The 18,398-nt window shown below is 71.5% G+C and carries 15 protein-coding genes; 2 read left to right on the top strand and 13 right to left on the bottom strand.

All coding sequences use genetic code 11. The features are described from left to right. Window positions 1-26: 26 nt before the first annotated feature. The 11 genes from ABFJ78_RS15440 to ABFJ78_RS15390 all read right to left on the bottom strand — a co-directional run bounded on the left by ABFJ78_RS15440 (window position 27) and on the right by ABFJ78_RS15390 (window position 14,083). A complete protein-coding gene (locus ABFJ78_RS15440; protein ID WP_436386977.1) occupies window positions 27-3,899 on the bottom strand; it encodes a carbohydrate-binding protein in 3,873 nt (1,290 codons plus the stop codon). Window positions 3,900-4,038: 139 nt separating this feature from the next. Next, window positions 4,039-5,040 carry a sugar phosphate isomerase/epimerase family protein gene (locus ABFJ78_RS15435; RefSeq protein WP_436386976.1) on the bottom strand — a complete coding sequence of 334 codons (1,002 nt, stop codon included), beginning with the start codon at window positions 5,038-5,040 and terminating at the stop codon, window positions 4,039-4,041. Between the two features lie 21 nt (window positions 5,041-5,061). Continuing rightward, window positions 5,062-6,432, bottom strand: a complete 1,371-nt coding sequence (locus tag ABFJ78_RS15430; protein WP_436386975.1) for a nucleotide pyrophosphatase/phosphodiesterase family protein — start codon at window positions 6,430-6,432, stop codon at window positions 5,062-5,064. Further along, window positions 6,429-7,556 carry a metabolite traffic protein EboE gene (gene eboE, locus ABFJ78_RS15425; RefSeq protein WP_436386974.1) on the bottom strand — a complete coding sequence of 376 codons (1,128 nt, stop codon included), beginning with the start codon at window positions 7,554-7,556 and terminating at the stop codon, window positions 6,429-6,431. Before eboE ends, ABFJ78_RS15430 begins: the two co-directional genes overlap by 4 nt. Then, complete coding sequence (locus ABFJ78_RS15420; protein WP_436386972.1) at window positions 7,553-8,404, bottom strand: TatD family hydrolase; 852 nt, start codon at window positions 8,402-8,404, stop codon at window positions 7,553-7,555. Before ABFJ78_RS15420 ends, eboE begins: the two co-directional genes overlap by 4 nt. Then, a complete protein-coding gene (locus tag ABFJ78_RS15415; RefSeq protein WP_436386970.1) occupies window positions 8,404-8,949 on the bottom strand; it encodes an EboA domain-containing protein in 546 nt (181 codons plus the stop codon). The genes ABFJ78_RS15420 and ABFJ78_RS15415 overlap by 1 nt, the downstream gene beginning before the upstream one ends. After that, on the bottom strand, window positions 8,946-9,767 hold the full coding sequence (locus ABFJ78_RS15410) for a sugar phosphate isomerase/epimerase family protein (RefSeq protein ID WP_436386969.1): 822 nt from the start codon (window positions 9,765-9,767) through the stop codon (window positions 8,946-8,948). The genes ABFJ78_RS15415 and ABFJ78_RS15410 overlap by 4 nt, the downstream gene beginning before the upstream one ends. Further along, window positions 9,764-10,603, bottom strand: coding sequence for an SCO3242 family prenyltransferase (locus ABFJ78_RS15405; RefSeq protein ID WP_436386967.1), 840 nt, complete (start codon window positions 10,601-10,603; stop codon window positions 9,764-9,766). The genes ABFJ78_RS15410 and ABFJ78_RS15405 overlap by 4 nt, the downstream gene beginning before the upstream one ends. After that, the gene (locus ABFJ78_RS15400) at window positions 10,588-11,709 is read right to left on the bottom strand and encodes an inositol-3-phosphate synthase (protein WP_436386965.1); all 1,122 of its coding nucleotides are present in this window, start codon (window positions 11,707-11,709) and stop codon (window positions 10,588-10,590) included. Before ABFJ78_RS15400 ends, ABFJ78_RS15405 begins: the two co-directional genes overlap by 16 nt. Window positions 11,710-11,928: 219 nt before the next feature. Next, window positions 11,929-13,200: an ROK family transcriptional regulator gene (locus ABFJ78_RS15395; RefSeq protein WP_436386963.1), complete on the bottom strand. Its 1,272-nt coding sequence runs from the start codon at window positions 13,198-13,200 to the stop codon at window positions 11,929-11,931. A gap of 433 nt (window positions 13,201-13,633) precedes the next feature. After that, entirely contained in the window at window positions 13,634-14,083 is a 450-nt protein-coding gene (locus ABFJ78_RS15390; RefSeq protein WP_436386961.1) for a MarR family winged helix-turn-helix transcriptional regulator, read from the bottom strand. A gap of 136 nt (window positions 14,084-14,219) precedes the next feature. Here ABFJ78_RS15390 and ABFJ78_RS15385 point away from each other — a divergent pair, with 136 nt between their 5' ends. Beyond that, entirely contained in the window at window positions 14,220-15,404 is a 1,185-nt protein-coding gene (locus ABFJ78_RS15385; RefSeq protein ID WP_436386959.1) for an MFS transporter, read from the top strand. Window positions 15,405-15,427: 23 nt separating this feature from the next. Beyond that, window positions 15,428-16,261, top strand: coding sequence for an aldo/keto reductase (locus tag ABFJ78_RS15380; protein ID WP_436386958.1), 834 nt, complete (start codon window positions 15,428-15,430; stop codon window positions 16,259-16,261). A gap of 58 nt (window positions 16,262-16,319) precedes the next feature. On the opposite strand, the gene ABFJ78_RS15375 is transcribed toward ABFJ78_RS15380, so the two are convergent. Together ABFJ78_RS15375 and ABFJ78_RS15370 are read right to left on the bottom strand one after the other, a co-directional pair. Further along, on the bottom strand, window positions 16,320-17,159 hold the full coding sequence (locus tag ABFJ78_RS15375) for an SAM-dependent methyltransferase (RefSeq protein ID WP_436386956.1): 840 nt from the start codon (window positions 17,157-17,159) through the stop codon (window positions 16,320-16,322). 138 nt (window positions 17,160-17,297) lie between these two features. Then, window positions 17,298-18,392, bottom strand: coding sequence for a hypothetical protein (locus tag ABFJ78_RS15370; RefSeq protein WP_436386955.1), 1,095 nt, complete (start codon window positions 18,390-18,392; stop codon window positions 17,298-17,300). Window positions 18,393-18,398 lie beyond the last annotated feature (6 nt).

Genomic DNA, 18,398 nt, shown 5'->3' with positions numbered 1-18,398 from the left:
GTCCGCACGGCGGCCCTTCCCCGGTCTCACGACACGGTCAGGGTGTCGATGTCGAACAGCGAACCCGAGCCGCCGCGGAACACCAGGTGGAGCGGGCCCGAACCCGGCGTCACCGCGGTCGTGACCGTCTGGAACGTCTCCCAGCTACCCGTGTTCGGGACCGTCACCGTGCCCAGCAGGGCGCCGGTGGCCGAGCCGTCGCGGATCTCGATCGTGCCGCCCGCTCCCGCCGACGAAACCACCGCGCTGAACCGCGTGATGCCCGAAGTGCTCACCGACGCATACCCGGCCCAGTCGCCGTTTTCGATGTAGCCCAGGGTGTTTCCACCGCTCGCCGGGGCGTGCGGCGCGACCTGCACGCCCGACCCCGACGTGAACGACTCACCCTCCACAGTGGACGACGACGCGCTGCACGAAGCCGGAGCCACCCCCGCGGCGTACCGGACCGCGCCCAGGAGCGAGGTGCGGAACGCCGGGTCCGAGTACGACTCGATCGTGTGGCCGAGTCCGGTGTAGAACGCCCGGCCGCTGCCCTGCGGGTGGCACCACGTGATCGGGTGGTCGGCACCCATCTCGCCGCCCGTGTAGCTGGACTCGTCCAGTGTCTGGAGCACGTGGACGCTGCCGCGCGGATTCGTGCGGTAGTTGTACAGCTCGTCCGTGCGGGTCCACACCGCCGGGAGGTGAGCCGTCGCCGGGTGGGTACCGTCCTCCGTCACGAACCGGGCCTGCTGGATCGCCGGATGGCTCTTGAAGTACGCCCCGACCAGCTGTCCGTACCACGGCCAGTCGTACTCCGTGTCGGCCGCCGCGTGGATGCCGAGGTAGCCGCCGCCACCCTCCACATAGGACTCGAATGCCGCCTGCTGCGTCGCGTCCAGGACGTCGCCCGTGGTCGAAAGGAACACCACCGCCTCATAGGAGCCCAGCGACGCGGCCGTGAACGCCGATGCGTCCTCGGTCGCCGTCACGGTGAATCCGTTCGCCGCACCCAATTCACGAAGAGCTTGGATACCCGCCGGGATCGAATCGTGGCGGAAGCCCGCCGTCTTGGAAAACACCAGCACGTCGTACGACGGGTCCACCTGCGTCGGCATACCGCTCAGCGTAAAGGAATCGACGTCGAACAGGGAACCGGAACCGCCGCGGAACACCAGGAACAGCGGGCCCGAACCACTCGACACCGACGTCGTCACGTTCTGGAACGTCTCCCAGTCCCCGGTCGACGGCACGGCCACCGACCCCAGCAGCGTCCCGGTCGCCGAACCGGACCGGACCTCGATCGTCCCGCCCGCGCCGGCCGACGAGATCCGCGCGGTGAAGGTCCGCGCGCCCGCGGTACTCACCGACGCGTATCCGGCCCAGTCGCCGTTTTCGATGTAGCCGAGGGTGTTGCCGCCGCTCGCCGCGGCGTGCGGTGCGATCTGCACGCCGGAGCCGGACGTGAACGACTCGCCCTCGATCGCCGCCGACGCGGTCGTGAACGTGAACGCGTCCAGGTCGAACAGGTTCCCCTGCCCGGTGACACCCTTGAACACGAGGTACAGCGCCGTCGTCCCGGCCGGCCGGTTCGCCAGGTTCGCCGTGACGTCGGCGAACGTGTCCCAGTCCCCGGTGTTGGCCACCGCGGCCGAGCCCAGCAGTGTCCCGGTCGGCGAACCCGCCCGCACCTCGAGAGTCCCGCCCGGGCCACCCGAAGACACGCGCGCGCTGATCGACGTGGCGTTGCCCAGCGCGTACGGCGTGAACGAGATCCAGTCGCCGTTGTCGGTGTACCCGACCGTCCGGCCGCCCTCCGCCGCGCCGTGGTCGGCGAGCTGGATGCCGGACTGCGCCGCGAAGTGCTCGCCCTGGCGGTGCCGCGGCTGCAGCTTGCGGACGCTGTGCGAGGTCAGCCCGCCCTTGTCGGTGTACTGCGCGTCGAAGACGCCGTAGATGTTGGCCGCGGCGTCGTGCTCGCCGTCGACCGGGACCGCGATCGAGCCGGAACACCCGGTCGCCTGCGTGATCTGGTGCTCGTGGCTGTCGTGGCCGAGGAAGTAGGTGACCTTGACCTTCGAGCAGTCCAGCGGGCCGTCCTCCGGATCGCTGCCCGTCACCTGGAAGGGCACGGTGTCACCGAAGGAGAACAGCTGACCGTCCACCGGCGTCCCCAAGGATATTGTCGGCGCTGTGTTCCCGACCGTCACCACGAGACTCGCCGTGCCGGTCAAGCCCTCCGGATCGGAAACCGTCAACGTCGGTGAGTACGTGCCGTTGGTCGTGTAGGTGTGGGCCGGGTTCGCCGCCGTCGACGAGGAGCCGTCGCCGAAGTCCCAGCGGTAGCTCAACGCTCCGCCTTCGGGATCAGTGCTCCCGGCGGACGAGAAGGTGACCGTCAAGGGATTCGGGCCGGACGTCTTGTCGGACGCGGCCTTCGCGACCGGGTTGCGGTTCGTGCCCGCGAGGTACTCGATCCGGTACAGCGCCTGGTTGTCGCTGCCAGTGCCGTAATCGAGGACGTAGAGGGCGCCGTCCAGGCCGAACGCCATGTCCATCACCTGGGTGCCGGACCACGGGAAGTCCTCGATCGGGCCGCGGGTGCCGTCGGCGTTGACGGTCACCGCCTTGATCCACTTGCGCCCGTACTCCCCCGCGAAGTACTTGCCGTCCAACGACTGCGGGAACTTGACCGTGGACGTCGAAGCGGCGTCGTACCGGTAGACCGGCCCGCCCATCGGCGACTCCGAGCCGCTGCCGAACTCCGGCGGCGAGCCCTCGTCACCCGCGTACTTGATCCACGCAGGCTTCGGCACCGGCAGCTTGGCGAGGCCGGTGTTGCGGAACGAGGAGTTCGTCGGCCCGCCGGCGCAGTCGTACTTCGCGCCGGAAGGGCCGCTCGGGAACGTGTAGTGGTTGTACGTCTCGGTCGTCGTGTTCGAGCCGGTGCAGTACGGCCAGCCGAAGTTGCCCGGCCCGGTGATCCGGTCGAACTCGACCTGCCCCTGCGGCCCGCGGTTCGGGTCGGTCGTGCCGGCGTCCGGGCCGTAGTCGCCGAGGTAGACGACGCCGGTCGGTTTGTCGACACTCATCCGGAACGGGTTGCGGAAGCCCATCGCGTAGATCTCCGCGCGCGTGTTCGCGGTGCCCGGCGCGAAGAGGTTCCCCGACGGGATCGTGTACGTCCCGTCGGCCTGCGGGTGGATCCGCAGCAGCTTGCCGCGCAGGTCGTTCGTGTTGCCGGACGAGCGTTGCGCGTCGAACTGCGGGTTGCGGTTGGTCCGTTCGTCGATCGGCGAGTAGCTGTCGGAGGAGAACGGGTTGGTGTCGTCGCCGGTGGTCAGGTAGAGGTTGCCGGCGGCGTCGAAGTCGATGTCGCCGCCGACGTGGCAACACTGGCCGCGGTCGTTGGCGACCTTCAACACGACCTTCTCGCTGGCCAGGTCGAGGGTGTTGTCGGTCTTCAGCACGAACCGGGACAGGTGCAGTTCGCCCTTGAACGGCGCGAAGTCCGACTCGGTGCCCTCGGTCGGCGCGTCACCGTCCGGAGTGGACAGTCGTGGCGAGTAGTACAGCCAGACGTACCGGTTGGTCGCGAATCCGGGGTCGGCGGCGACGCCTTGGAGGCCTTCCTCGTCGTGGGTGTAGACGTTCAGCTTGCCCGCGATCGACGTCGCGCCGGCCGCGGTGGTGACGCGGACGGTGCCGTCGCGGGAGGTGTGCACGACCGAGCGGTCCGGGAGCACGGCGAGCGACATCGCCTCGCCGCCCACTTCGGCCGCGCCGGTGGCGAGCGCGACCTGCTGGTAGTCCGCGGGCGGGATGTCCGCGTGGGCCGGGGTGTCGACGGTGAGCAGGAGGCCGGCGCCCAGGAGCGCGGTGCCGAACAGCCTCGCCCACTTCGGTGGGGACGGAGACATGCGGGATCCTTCCTGATTTTGAGCGTGCTTCGCCCCGATGTGGCGCGAAGCCGGTTTCGATCACCTTCCGACGGGGCTGGCGGCCACCCGCCTGTGGACAAGCCGCACTTTCACGTGAAAGTGCAGCTTCCTGGAGGGGTTACTTCGAGGAGAAAGCGGCGTCGAATGCCGCTGTGGGTGGGGTGAAGTTGAGCTTGCGGACGAACTCCAGCGCTTCGGGCGCGCCGATGAGCCGGTCCATGCCCGCGTCCTCCCACTCGATGGAGATCGGGCCGTCGTAGCCGATGGCGTTGAGCATGCGGAAGACGTCCTCCCAGGGGACGTCGCCGTGGCCGGTCGAGACGAAGTCCCAGCCGCGCCGGGGATCGGCCCACGGCAGGTGCGAACCCATCCGCCCGTTGCGGCCGTTGAGCTGCTTGCGAGCCTCCTTGCAGTCGACGTGGTAGATGCGGTCCTTGAAGTCCCACAGGAACCCGGCCGGGTCGAGGTCCTGCCAGACGAAGTGTGACGGGTCGAAGTTCAGCCCGAAGGCCTCGCGGTGGCCGATCGCCTCGAGCGTCCGGACCGTGCTCCAGTAGTCGTAGGCGATCTCGCTCGGGTGCACCTCATGGGCGAACCGGACGCCGACCTCGTCGAAGACGTCCAGGATCGGGTTCCACCGCGCGGCGAAGTCGGCGTACCCGCGCTCGATCATCGACGGCGGCACCGGCGGGAACATCGCCACCGTGTGCCAGATCGACGAGCCGGTGAACCCGACCACAGTGGACACCCCGAGCTTCGCCGCGGCGCGGGCGGTGGCCTGCATTTCGGCCGCCGCCCGCTGCCGGACGCCTTCGGGTTCGCCGTCGCCCCAGATCCGCGCGGGCAGGATGGCTTCGTGCCGCTCGTCGATCGGGTGGTCGCAGACGGCCTGGCCCACCAGGTGGTTCGAGATGGCCCACACCTTGAGGTCGTACTTGGCCAGCGTCTCCAGCTTCGCCGGGACGTAGGAGTCTTCGGCCAGCGCCCGGTCGACTTCGAAGTGGTCGCCCCAGCAAGCGATTTCGAGGCCTTCGTAGCCCCAGCCGCTCGCCAGCTCGCACACCTCCTCGAACGGCAGGTCGGCCCACTGCCCGGTGAACAGGGTCAACGGTCGTGCCATGTCTGACCTCCTGGGTGCGTCCTATTCGGTACGGACAGCCGCCGCGAGCAGCAGCTCCTTGACTTCGGTGGCGTGGATCTTTTCCCGTGCGAGCGAGGGATCCGAGCACAGCAGCACCGGGCCGTCCTCGGGCGCGTCGGGCAGCCGCCCGTGGCTCCCGCGAACCGGCGCCGGGTCGAGCGGGACGACCTGCATCGAGTACCGCAGGCCGAGCTTCTTGCGTGCCAGCGCCGACGCCGCCTTCAGCTTCACCGCCGGGTCGTTCGGGTCGAAGAACAGCTCGGCCGGGTCGTAGCCGGGCTTGCGGTGGATCTCGACGGTCTTCGCGAAGTCCGGCGCGCGGTCGTCGCTCAGCCAGTAGTAGTACGTGAACCAGGCGTCCGGCTCGGCGATCGCGACGAGTTCACCGGCCCGTTCGTGGTCGATCCCGATGCCCGCCTGGCCCTCGCGATCCAGGACGACGTCCACTCCGGACAGTCCGGCGACGATGTCCCGCACGCGCGGGATGTCCGCCGGGTCGGCGACGTAGACGTGTGCGACCTGGTGGTCGGCCACCGCGAACGCGCGGGACGTCCACGGGTCGAGGTACTCCATACCGGCCTGGACGTACACGTTGAGCAGGCCCTCGCGGCGCAGCGCCCGGTTGATGTCGACCGGCCGGCTCGCGTTCGTGATGCCGTACTCCGAGAGCGCGACGACGGTGTGCCCGCCCGCGGCCGCGAAGTCCAGCAGGGGCTTCAACGCCGTGTCGATCTCGCGCGCGGCCGCCGCGGCCTGCGGCGCGTCCGGGCCGAAGCGCTGCAGGTCGTAGTCCAGGTGCGGGATGTAGACGAGCGTGGTGTCGGGCTTGTCCTCCGCCATGATCTTCTGGGCGGCGGCGATGATCCACTTCGACGACGTGATCGCGGCCGTCGGACCCCAGTAGGTGAACAGCGGGAACTCGCCGAGCGCGCCGACCAGGCGGTCGTGCAGCTGCGGCGGGTGGGTGTAGGCGTCCGGGGACTTCTTGCCGTCGGCGTGGTAGATCGGCCGCGGGGTCACCGTCAGGTCGACGTCCATGCCCATCGCGTACCACCAGCACACGTTCGCGACGCGGTGCCCGGCCTGCGCGCGGCGGGCGGCGTCCCAGAACTTGTCGCCCTGCACGAGCTTGTTGTGCTGGCGCCAGAGGAAGATCTCGCCGAGGTCGCGGAAGTACCAGCCGTTGCCGACGATGCCGTGTTCGGCCGGCTGCAGGCCGGTCAGGAACGTCGACTGCACCGAGCACGTCACCGCCGGGAAGACGGTGTCCAGCTGCGCGGTGAAGCCGGGCTCGGCCATCTTGCGCAGGTTGGGCATGTGCGGCAGCAGCCGCGGGGTCAGCCCGACGACGTCGAGGACGAGCAGACTCATTCGGAAACCTCTTCCAAGCCTAGGGTGATCAGTTCTCGCCGGGTCCAGTCCAGCTCGGCCGCGATGCCCGCGACCAGCCCGGCGTCGTCGGCGGGTGCGTCCGGGAGCACCTGCCAGGTGTAGGTCTCGACCTCGACGTGGTCGGTGCGCGCGGCCGCCCCGCCGAACAGCTCGGCCAGCGTGCCGGCCAGCACCGGCCGGGTCGACGTCAGCGGCGGCGCCGGGTCGGCGTGCAGCGGCACGTGGAAGTGCACGCGCCACGGCGCCTCGCCCGGCAGCCCGCCGGCCAAGGCGAGATCGAGGTCGTCGGCGCCCGGCGGCGCGCCTTCGTTGCTCTGGTGGAGGAACCGGGGTTCCACAAAGGACTCCAGCGCCTGCCGCGTCGCCGGGTCGTTCGGCACCGCGGCCTCCAAAGCCGCGGACGCCTGCAGCTTGACGACGTCGAACCCGGCCGCTTCGAGCCGGCCCAGCGCGGCCGCCGGGTCCTCGAACCCGACCGCGAGGTGGCAGGTGTCGAGGCAGACGCCCAGCCAGTCCTTGTCCACATCGGACAGCAGGGCCGCCGCCTGCGCGGTGGTCTCGACGACGCATCCGGGTTCGGGTTCGAACGCCACCCGCACCGGACGGCCGACCTTCGCCAGCCCCTCGGCGAGCAGGCCGAGCTGCCCGCGGTCGTCCCGCCATTCGGTGCGCCAGCCGAGTGGCAACGTCGACACGCTGCCGCGCACGGCGTCGTCCGGCATCAGCTCGGCGAGCAGCCGGGCCAGGTCGAGGGTGTAGGCGGTCCGCTCCGGCGTCGACCAGTCCGGCCGGTAGACCTTGTGCTTGACGACCGGGTCGTGGAACCCCTGGTACGGGAACCCGTTGAGCGTGACGACTTCGAGCCCGCGCGCGGCCAGCTCGGCGCGCAGCTTGCCGACGGCCCCCGGGTCCGCGGTCAGCTCGGCAGCCACCGGCCGGGCCAGCCACAGGCCGAGCCCGAGCCGGTCGACGCCCAGGCGGTCCCGCACCGGCTCGCCGAAGCGGGCCAGCTGGGCGAGCACGCCGTCGAGGTCCTCGGCCTGGTGCACGTTGGTGCAGTAGGCGAGGTGGACGAGCGTGCCGTCGCGGTGCCGGAACCTCACTTGCGCGCACCCCGCAGGATGGAGTTGCCCGCGAACTCGGCGGCCGCGGTCTCCGATTCCAGCGAGAGCCGCCCGCTCTGGCCGTAGAAGGCCACCGGGTTGCGCCACAGCACCTGGTCGACGTCGTCCTCGGTGAACCCGGCGGCCAGCATCGCGTCGCCGGTCTTGCGGGTCTTGAGCGGGTCGCTCTTGCCCCAGTCCGCGGCGGAGTTCACCAGCACCTTCTCGGTGCCGTATTCGCGCAGGATCGCGACCATCCGCTCTTCGTCCATTTTGGTGTCCGGGTAGATCGAGAACCCCATCCAGCAGCCGGACTCCTTGACCATCGCGACGGTCATCTCGTTGAGGTGGTCGAGCACCACCCGTTCCGGCGCGATGCCGGAGTCGCGGACGACGGCGATGCTGCGTTCGGTGCCGGCGGCCTTGTCGCGGTGCGGGGTGTGCACCATCGCCGGCAGGTCGTGGTCGATCGCCAGCGCGAGCTGCGCCGCGAACGCCTTGTCCTCCTCGGCGGTCATCGAGTCGTAGCCGATCTCGCCGACCGCGACGACGCCGTCCTTCTCCAGGTAGCGCGGCAGGAGGTCGAGCACCGGCGCGCAGCGCGGGTCGTTGGCCTCCTTGGGGTTCAGCGCGATCGTGCAGTGGTGGGTGATGCCGTACTGGCTCGCGCGGAACGGCTCCCAGCCGACGAGCGCGTCGAAGTAGTCGGTGAAGCTGCCGACGTTCGTGCGGGGCTGGCCCAGCCAGAACGCCGGCTCGACGAGCGCGCGGACACCGGCGGCGTGCATGGCCGCGTAGTCGTCGGTGGTCCGGGAGCTCATGTGGATGTGCGGGTCGAAGATGCGCATCAGGCGTCCTGTTCGTTCAGCAGCGGGCGGAGATCGGCGGGGACGTCGCGGCCCGCGGCGGTGCGCTCGGCGGCGAAGGACCGCATCATGCGCAGCAGTTCTTCGTCGGTCCGGCGGTCCAGGCCGGCGACTTCGGCGAGGGGGATGCCCATGAAGACGCACTTGAGGACGCCGTGGCGGTACGCGGCGTCGTCGAGGTGCTCGGCGGCGTACTCCCCCATCGCGGCGGTGACGAGCCGGGTGTCGTTGGTGCGGAGGGCGTCCGCGACCAGGTCGAGCCCGGCGTCCCCGATGTCCACAACGGACAGTCCACGCAGGACGGCCCGCTTCTCGGCCGCGTCGCCGTAGCGGTAGAGGTCGGGCATCTCCGCGGCGGCCCCGGGAGCCGCCTTGAGCAGCTCCACGCGAGCTACGTCGTCGACCGTCCAGCCCGGCGTGTCCGACGGACCCCGGCCGACCCGGCGGCCGACTCCGGGGAACACCGTGTGCAGCGCCGTCGCGTCGGTCGCGACCTTCTGCAGGGCTTCGTCGAGCCAGGCGTTCACGCCGTCACCGCCTTCCGCAGGAATTCGAGGGACTCGCGGGCGATCCGCGGGGCGGCGTGGCTGTCCCGCGGCAGTTCGACGGCCACCAGCCCGGAGTACGGCGACAGCGCTTCCAGCACCGGTGGGAAGTCGATCTCGCCCTTCCCGAATTCGAGGTGCTCGTGCGTGCCGCGGCGCATGTCGTCGATCTGGACGTTCACCAGCCGCGGCAGGGCGCGGCGGACGCAGTCGGGCACGGACGCGGACTCGTTGCACCGGCAGTGCCCGATGTCCAGCGTCAGCCCGAACCGCTCCGGATCACCGAGCCTGCGCGCAAGCTCGAAGTACCCGTCGAGGTCCTCGACGAGCATGCCCGGCTCCGGCTCGAAGCCCAGCTTGACGTCGTGCTCGTCGGCGGCCTTGAGCACCTCGGCGCACCCGTCGACCAGGTGCGCCCAGGCCTCCTCGGCGGGCAAGTCGGCGGGCTTGTTCCCGCTCCAGAACGACACCGCCTCCGCGCCCAGGTCCGCGGCGATCTCGACGGCCCGGGTCAGGAACTCGACGCGGCGCGCGCGGTCGGGGTCGAGGAACGTCGGCGAGTGCTTGCGCCACGGGTCCAGCAGGAACCGGGCGCCGGTCTCGATCACGACGGCCAGCCCGAGCCGGTCCAGCTCGGCGGCCAGCGACGAGACGCGGCTCGCGAGGTCCGGCCCGAACGGGTCGAGGTGCTGGTGGTCGAGCGTCAACGCGACGCCGTCGTAGCCCAGGTCGGCCAGGACGCGCAGGGCGTCCCCGAGGCGGTGGTTGGCGAAGCCGTTGGTGCCGTACCCGAACCTCATGTCGGCGACACCTTCCGGCTCAGCGCCCGCGCGATCGGGAACGCGGCGGCGACGGCCAGCGCCGAGCGCCACGCCCCGGTCCGCGCGATCAGGCCGGCCTGCAGCGGGATCATGCCGTGGATCCCGGCGCCGACCGCGCGGCGGATCTTCGGCGCGGCCGGGTCGCGGACGGCGTCGTACTGGGCCCGCCCGGTGGTCAGCGCGTACGTCCCGAGCAGCGCCGAGGCCAGCGGCCCGACGCGGCCCGCGGCGACGCGCACCCCGGCCGTGGCGGCGAGGGTGGCCGCCGGCAGCGCGGGCTTCGCACCGTCCACTTCGGACCGCGACAGCTGCGTCACGGCGTAGGTGTGCGCTCCGACGGTCAGCGCCGCGGGCACGGCCGCCCGGGCGCCGCCGCCACCGAGCAGGACGTCGAGCGTGCGAGCCGCGGCCATCGCGGCCGGCCCGAACACCGTCTCCTTGAGCACGAAATCGTAGGCCCAGACCGTCGCGGCCAGCGGCAAGGCGACGCGCAGGGCCCGCTTGCCGCCGGCGGCCGCAGCGATGCCCAGCCCGCCCGCGGTCAGCCCGGTCGCGACGCCGAGCGCGGTGCCCGGTGAGACCCGGCCCGACGGGATCGGCCGCTCGGGCCGTTCCATCGCGTCGAGGTGGCGGTCGGCGTAGTCGTTGAGGGCCATGCCCGCCCAGTAGATGCAGACGGACGCGCCGGTCAGGGCCAGCGTGCGGCGGCCGAACGGCCACCCCGAAGCGGCGGCCCCGGCGACGGCGTCCCCGGGCACGGTCAGCGCGGCGGGCGCGCGGACGAGTTCGACGAGCGCCTTCACCGGTTCGCCCACTCACGCAGCGCGGCGTACTGCGACGCGAGGTCGTGCGCGCCGTCGCCGACGGGATCCTTGAAGAAGAACCCGAACTCGGCCACCGGCCCGGCGACGCCGTCGCGGCAGGCCTTGCCGGTCAGCCGGGCGAGGTCGAGCACCAGCGGCGCGGCGAGCGCGGAGTCGCAGCCCTGCCAGGTGAGCTGCAGGGTCATCCGCGTGCCGAGGAAGCCTTCGAACAGCACGTGGTCCCAGGCGGTCTTCCAGTCGCCGAGGGCCGGGACGTAGTCGATGTGGACCTCGCCGTCGACCGGGTGTCCGAGGTTCTGCTCCAGCACCTGCTGCTTCGAGGCGTTCTTGCTCGACGCCGCGCCGGGGTCGGCGAGCGTGGCGCCGTCGCCGCCGCCGAGCAGGTTGGTGCCCGACCAGGCCAGGACGTTCAGCGCGCGCTGGGCGAACATCGGCGCGAGCACCGCCCGCAGCAGCGTCTCGCCGGTCTTGCCGTCACGGCCCGCGTACGGCTGTCCGGTCGTGCGGGCGAGTTCGTCGAGCGCGGGCAGCCGCGCGCCCGTGGAGGGGGTGAAGTCGACAAAGCCACAACCGGCGCGGAAGGCGGCGTAGGCGTAGAGCGCGCTCGCGGGGAGCACGTCCTCCCCGGCGTCCAGCGCGGCTTCCAGCGCCGCGAGCGAAGCGTGAGCCGGGTGCGGCACGCAAGGCGGCTCGGTGGAGGAGACGTTGACGACGACCACGTGGTCGAGGCCCTCACCGAACGCCGTCAGGTCGGCGACGACCCGGTCGATCGCCGCCCGGCCACCGCCGTCGGGCGCGGGACGCAGCCGCGCCTCGGCGGCCTCCAGGTCGGCCGCGACCGGGCCCGGCAGCGTCGCCGGCAGCACGCCCGCCGCGACCAGCTGCTCGGCCCGCTTGACCAGCGGCGTGCCGACGACGTCGTGGCCCCCGAAGACCAGGTCCCCCAGCCCGGGCAGCTCGGCTCCCGCGAAGTCCGGCAGCTCGGTCACGCACCCCGTGCGCGCGGCCAGTCCCGCCCGCATCGCGGCCGCCCCGGCGACGGCCGTCGTGGCCACCGATCCGCGGGCCCCGATCAGCCAGACACCGATCTTCCCCATGCTTCCTCCACCTGTTCGGTTCAGCCCGCGCCGAAAGCTCCTCCGGTGCCGCGGGGCGGGGCACCGCGCGCAGCGTTCGTGTCGCCGCGCGTGCGGGTGCCCGCCAGAGCTACATCGCCGGAGTCGATCACGTGTTTCCACCCAGTCGTGAATGCGGCCCAGTCTGCCTGCTGGATCCGGCCCTGACACGTCCCATCTTGCGGACCGGTTGAGGGGGCTTCATCCGCTGTCCCTTTCCGCTCGCACCGGCACCAGCGCCGGGTCGTCGAACACCGCCTGGAGCGCGACGTGCGCCCCGCCGCGCGAAGCCGCGGAGAACCCGAGCCACGACAGCTCGACGCGGCAGCCCCCGATGCCGGGGGCGATCACCCGGGTCTGGAGCTCGGCCAGCATCGGGCCGAGCAGGTACGGCCCGAGCTGGGCGAAATAGCCCCCGAGCAGCACCACCCGGGGGTTGAAGACGTTGACCAGCACGGCCGCGCCGACGCCGAGCCCGGTGCCCACCCGCGCGAGCGCGTCGAGCGTCCGCCGGTCCTTCCGCTCGGCGCGGCGGCGGATGATGTCGAGCCGCTGTTCGAGGTCCAGCGACGGGTCGTGCACCGGATCGGCGGGCGACGCGGCCAGCCGCAGCATCCCGGCCAGGCCCACGAGCGTCTCCCAGCAGCCCCGGCGCCCGCACCCGCAGAGGCGCCCGCCCGGGTCGACCTGGATGTGCCCGATCTCACCGGCGAACCCCTCGGCGCCGCCGAGCAGCCGGCCGCCGGAGATCACCCCGCCGCCGACGCCGATCTCGCCGGTCAGGTAGACCAGGTCGGCGGTGCCGGCGACGCTGCCCATCGCGTACTCGCCGAGCGCGCCGAGGTTGGCGTCGTTGGCCGTGCGGATCGGGAACGACGGCGGCCCGAGCCGCCGGGTCAGCCGGTCGGTGATGCCGCGGACCACCGGGACGTCGGTCCAGTGCAGGTTGGGCGCGAAGGCGACGGTGCCGCTCGCGACGTCGACCAGCGCCGGGACGCCGACGGTCACCCCGGCCGGCCTCACCTCGAGGCGCCGGCACTCCCGCAGCGCCCGCGCGGTCAGTTCCGCGCCGGCGTCGAGGACCTTCGCGACGGGGAGCGCTTGGACGTCGAGCGCCACGCGCTGCTCGAACAGGACGGTCCCGGTGAGGTCGAGGGCGAGCGCGGTCAGGTAGTCGACGTTGATCTCGACGCCGATGCCGCCGACCCCACGGCCGTCGAGTTCGACGATCGTGCCGGGCCGCCCGACGGCGCCGGCGCGTTCCCGTTCGCCTTCCCGCACCAGCCCCCGGCCGGCGAGCTCCGAGACGAGGCTCGACACGGTCCCCTTGTTGAGCCCGGTGTCCGCGGCGATGGCCGCGCGCGACCGGGGGCCCGCGTCCCGCAGGTGCCGCAGCACCAGCGCCAGGTTGCTCCGGCGGACGGCGGCCTGGTCGGCCGGGCGCACCGGCTTGAGGGAGAAGGAGGAGTCCACGCCGACACCGCCCCGGTTCGTCTGGTGGAACAACAAATTAGGGCGGGCGAAACGGTCCGGTCAACGCGGCAGGACACCGGACGAAAGCCGGACAAACGGTGCTGACCAGCGAAACTATCGCACGCGGCAAGCAAAAGTGTCCCACGGATGGAGCAGGAGTTAGGGAGCGCGCACGCCGTAATCCCCCGGCCGATCGGGCTCGTGCCGCTCAGCGGGGTGTCGGCGGATCTTGCGCAAGTTTTCGTCAGGTGGCAGGCACGGCCGGGAAGGAAAGCTTGCTCAGCGCCGCGACCAGCGGTGAAAGTTTCAGCCGACCGCTTGCGTCCGGCCCGGCGCAAGTCAAGCGCCCCAAGGCGGCCTTCGGTGCGTCTCACGCACCGAAGGCCGCCTTGGGTGCGTCTGACGCACCGAAGGCCACATTGGGGCGCATGGGTCAGCGAGTGAAGGTGAGGGTGCCGAGCGCCGCGACCAGCGGTGAAAGTTCCGGCAAGCCTTCGGCGTCCGCGAGCGCCTCCGCGAGCGCCGCGTCGTGCGTCGGACGCGCCGCCGTCAACAACGCCTGGCCCGCCGAGGTCACCTCCGTGTAGATGCCGCGGCGGTCGTCCGCGCACAGGTACCGCGCCAGCAGCCCGCGGCCCTCCAGCCGCGTCACCAGCCTCGTCGTCGCCGACTGGCTCAGCACCACCGCGTTGGCCAGCTGGTTCATCCGGAGGTGGAAGCCGTCCTGGCGGGCCAGCGCGTCGAGGACGCTGTACTCGCTCACCGAAAGCTCGTGGTCGCGCTCCAGCGCGCGTTGCAGCCTGTCCTCGATTCGTGCGTGCAGCGCGGCCAGCGTGCGCCAGCCCTGCGCGCGCGCTTCGACGGCGTCGTCGTCCAGTGACACGGTTCACCTCTCCCCGGCTTGCGCGTACTCCCTTGCACGCTGCACTATCAAGCCTATGCAATATACGGCGTCTGCAACTATCTCGGACGCTTGTAGTTGCCAACGCCCTCAGTCTACCCCCGGAAGAAGGAAGTCCATGCCCGCCGCTCTGCTCGCACTGGCGATCAGCGCTTTCGGGATCGGCACCACCGAGTTCGTGATCATGGGCCTGCTGCCCGAGGTCGCGGCCGACTTCGGTGTCTCGATCCCGTCCGCAGGCCTGCTCATCTCGGGCTACGCGCTCGGCGTCGTCGTCGGCGCTCCCCTGCTCACCGCGCTCGCTTCGCGGGTGCCGCGCAAGACCGTGCTCGTCGCCCTGATGGGCCTGTTCATCGCGGGCAACGTGCTCTCCGCGCTGGCCCCGAGCTACGGCCTGCTGATGACCGGCCGGGTCGTCGCGGCCCTGTCGCACGGCGCGTTCTTCGGCGTCGGCTCGGTCGTCGCCGCGTCGCTGGTCGCCCCGGCCAAGCAGGCCGGCGCGATCGCGCTGATGTTCACCGGGCTGACCGTGGCGAACGTCCTCGGCGTCCCCGCGGGAACCGCGCTCGGCCAGGCCTTCGGCTGGCGCTCGACGTTCTGGGTGGTCAGCGCGCTCGGCGTGGCCGGCGCGATCGGCATCCTCGCGCTGGTGCCGCACCAGGAACCCGAGCCGGGCGCGGGCCTGCGCGGCGAACTGGCCGTGTTCCGCCGCCCGCAGGTGTGGCTCGCGCTGGTCATGACGGCGCTCGGCTTCGCCGGCGTGTTCGCGTCGTTCACCTACATCGCACCGATGATGACCGAGGTCGCCGGCTTCTCCAGCGGGGCCGTCACCTGGCTGCTCGTGCTGTTCGGCGCCGGCCTGTTCGCCGGCAACCTGCTCGGCGGGCGGGCCGCGGACCGCAAGCTCATGCCGAGCCTCTACGTGATCCTCGCCGCGCTGGCGATCGTGCTGGTCGCGTTCGTCTTCACGGCGCACGCGAAGGTGCCGGCCGCGATCACCATCGCGCTGTTCGGCGCGGCGGGCTTCGCGACCGTGCCGCCGCTGCAGGCCCGCGTGCTGGCCAAGGCCGAGGGCGCGCCGGCGCTGGCCTCGGCGGCGAACATCGCCGCGTTCAACCTCGGCAACGCCGGCGGCGCGTGGCTCGGCGGCCAGGCCATCGACGCCGGCCTCGGCTACACCGCCCCCAACTGGATCGGCGCCGTGCTCGCCGCGGCGGGCCTCGCCGTGGCGCTCGTCTCCGGCCTGCTCGACCGCAAGGCCCCGGCTAGTTTCGAAGCTGGGGAGCGGGTACCCGCCCGATGAACCATCCACCGAAAGGAACCCTCGTGACCAGCGTGCCCGTGATCGAACTCAACAACGGCGTGCGGATGCCGCAACTCGGCTACGGCGTGTTCCAGGTCCCGGACGACGAGACCACCGCCGCCGTGAAGGCCGCCATCGAAGCGGGCTACCGCAGCATCGACACCGCCGCCGTCTACGGCAACGAGAAGGGCGTCGGCCAGGCCATCGCCGAGGCCGGCGTCGCCCGCGACGAACTGTTCATCACCACCAAGCTGTGGAACTCGGCCCAGGGCTACGACTCGACGCTCAAGGCGTTCGACGAGAGCATGCAGAAGCTGGGCCTGGAGCAGCTGGACCTGTACCTGATCCACTGGCCGACGCCGGAGCGCGACAAGTACCTCGACACCTGGAAGGCGTTCGAGAAGCTCTACGCCGACGGCCGCGTCCGCGCGATCGGCGTGTCCAACTTCCAGCCCGCGCACCTCGAACGGCTGATGGACGCGTCCGACGTCGTCCCGGCGGTCAACCAGATCGAGCTGCACCCGTACCTGCAGCAGCAGGAGGTCCGCGAGTTCGACGCGAAGCACGGCATCGCGACGGAGGCGTGGAGCCCGCTGGCCAAGGGCGGCTCGCTGCTGGGCGACCCGGTGGTCGCGGACCTCGCGGTGAAGCACGGCCGGACGCCCGCGCAGATCGTCCTCCGCTGGCACCTGCAGCTGGGCAACGTGGTGATCCCGAAGTCCGTGACGCCGTCGCGGATCGCGGAGAACTTCGACCTGTTCGGCTTCACCCTGTCGGAGGACGAGCTGGAGTCGCTGTCGCCGCTGGACCGCGGCGAGCGCACCGGCCCGGACCCGGACACCTTCAACGCCGCCTGACCCGGACGACGTGAATGACTCATTCATGTCGCCAGGCGACATGAATGAGTCATTCACGTCATTGCTTGCGGGCCACGCCGCCCAGCGTGAGGAAGTTCAGCTCGCTCAGCGGGTGCAGCCGGGGGCCGTCCGGCCACCACTCGTGCAGGTAGACCAGCCCGGGCCGCAGCAGCTCGGTGCCCTCGAAGAACGCCGTGATCTGCTCGCGCGTGCGGTGCACGCTGCCCAGCCCGGTGCCCTGGAAACTCGTCTCCAGCAGCCGCGCCAGCTCCTGGCGCGGGGAGTCCTCTTCCGGGTCGAAGTGGTGCGTGAGCAGCAGGTACGAGCCGGGCGCGAGCGCCGCCACGTACTCCGCGACGATCGACTTCGCGCGCTCGTAGTCATCGATGTGGTGGATGATCGAGGTCAGGATCAGCGCCACCGGCCGCTCGAAGTCGAGGTACTCCTTGATGACCTCGTCGTTCAGCGTCTCGGCCGGCTTGGTGAGGTCGGCGCCCGTGACGTGGGTCAGGTAGTTCTCTTCCAGCAGCGCCCGGCCGTGCACCTGCACGACCGGGTCGTTGTCGACGTACACCACCTGCGCGTCCGGGTTGTACCGCTGCGCCACCTCGTGGGTGTTTTCCGCCGTGGGCATGCCGGAACCGAGGTCGAGGAACTGGTCGATGCCGCGCTTCCCGGCGAGGAACCGGACCGCGCGCACCAGCCAGTCGCGGTGCTCCTTCGCCATCGTGCGCGCGCCGGGGGCGATCGCCAGCAGGCGCCGCATCGCTTCGCGGTCGACCTCGTAGTGGTCGTGCCCGCCCAGCAGTGCGTCGGACAACCGGGCCAGGCTCGCCTTGGAGAAATCGAGGGACGCGGAGCCCCCCTCGGTTCCGGACCGCAGGTCGCCAGGCGTCATCGGCTGTTCTCCCTCGTCGTGGGGTGCCGGCCCCTGCCCCGGGCCCGGCCACCTGTGTCCGGCAACGGACAGTGCTCAGACTACGACATGCCGTTCACCAAGTGAACCGGGCCGAAGGGCCTTGCCTGCCAGGCACTATTACCCGATCGGCAGCTCGCGCCACGAGTGTCCGCCGTCCGTGGTGCGGTACAGCGCCGAGCCGCCGTCGGCGTCCGGCTGGCCGTCGACGACCACGCCGGTGCCGCCGCCCGGGAAGTCCAGATCGGTCAGGCTGAACCCGCGGTCCGGCAGCTCGGTCGTGGTCCAGGTGCGGCCGCCGTCGGTCGTGCTGTGCAGGAACCCGGTGCCGCCGCCCTCGGCCGCGACGGTCGCGGACGTCGGCGACGCGGCGGCGAAGCCCTGGTTGATCCCGAGGTAGGGCACCGCGTCCTCGCCGCTGAACGGCTCGCCCAGCCGGTCGGCGTGCCGCAGCCGGCGCTCGGTCGAGCCGGGCTGCGGCGAGCCGGGACTGCTGCTGCACAACGCCACGACCTGCCGGTCTCGCACGCCGGCGAGCGACGCGACCGTCCCGGCCGGGCACGGCGGCGCGGCGGGGGTGAACGCGACGCCGTCGCGCGAGGTCCAGTACTTCTCGGTGCCGTAGTCCGTGCCGAGGGCGACCTGCAGGCCGCCGCCGACGGCCAGGTCGCCGTAGGTGAGCCCGCCGGTCACCGCGAACCCGGGAACCGGGACCACCACCGGCGAGCCGGCGACGCCCGAGTACAGCCGCGTCGAACCGCGGCCGTCGCCGTAGGTGGTGAGCATGGCGAACACGCGGCCGCCGCTTTCGGTGATCTTCGACAGGTAGTACGGCTGTCGCGCGCCGATCAGCCCGACCGGGTGCCAGCTCGCACCGGCGTCGCGGGACGTGAGGACGTGGACGCCGTCGCTGACGTAGGCGACGCGCTCGCTGGTGAACGTCAGCGCGACGTGGTTGTGGTTGTCGGGCAAGGACATCTGCGGCGCGCCGAGACGCCGCCAGTGCGTCCCGCCGTCGGTGGTGCCGAGCAGCGCCGGGCACCAGGTCTTCCCGCACGGCGAGTAGCCCAGGACGTACCCGGTGGCGGGGGTGGTCCAGCTCGTCGAAGCGGGCCGGAACCCCTGCGGGACCGCGCTTTCCGCCGTCGCGGGCGAGCCGGACACGGCCAGGAGGGTGAGGACGGACGCCAGCAGCGCCGGGATTCTCATGATCACCTGGAC

Source organism: Amycolatopsis sp. MEPSY49, assembly GCF_051337345.1.
GTDB lineage: Bacteria > Actinomycetota > Actinomycetes > Mycobacteriales > Pseudonocardiaceae > Amycolatopsis.
This window is presented reverse-complemented; position numbering and strand designations above follow the sequence as displayed.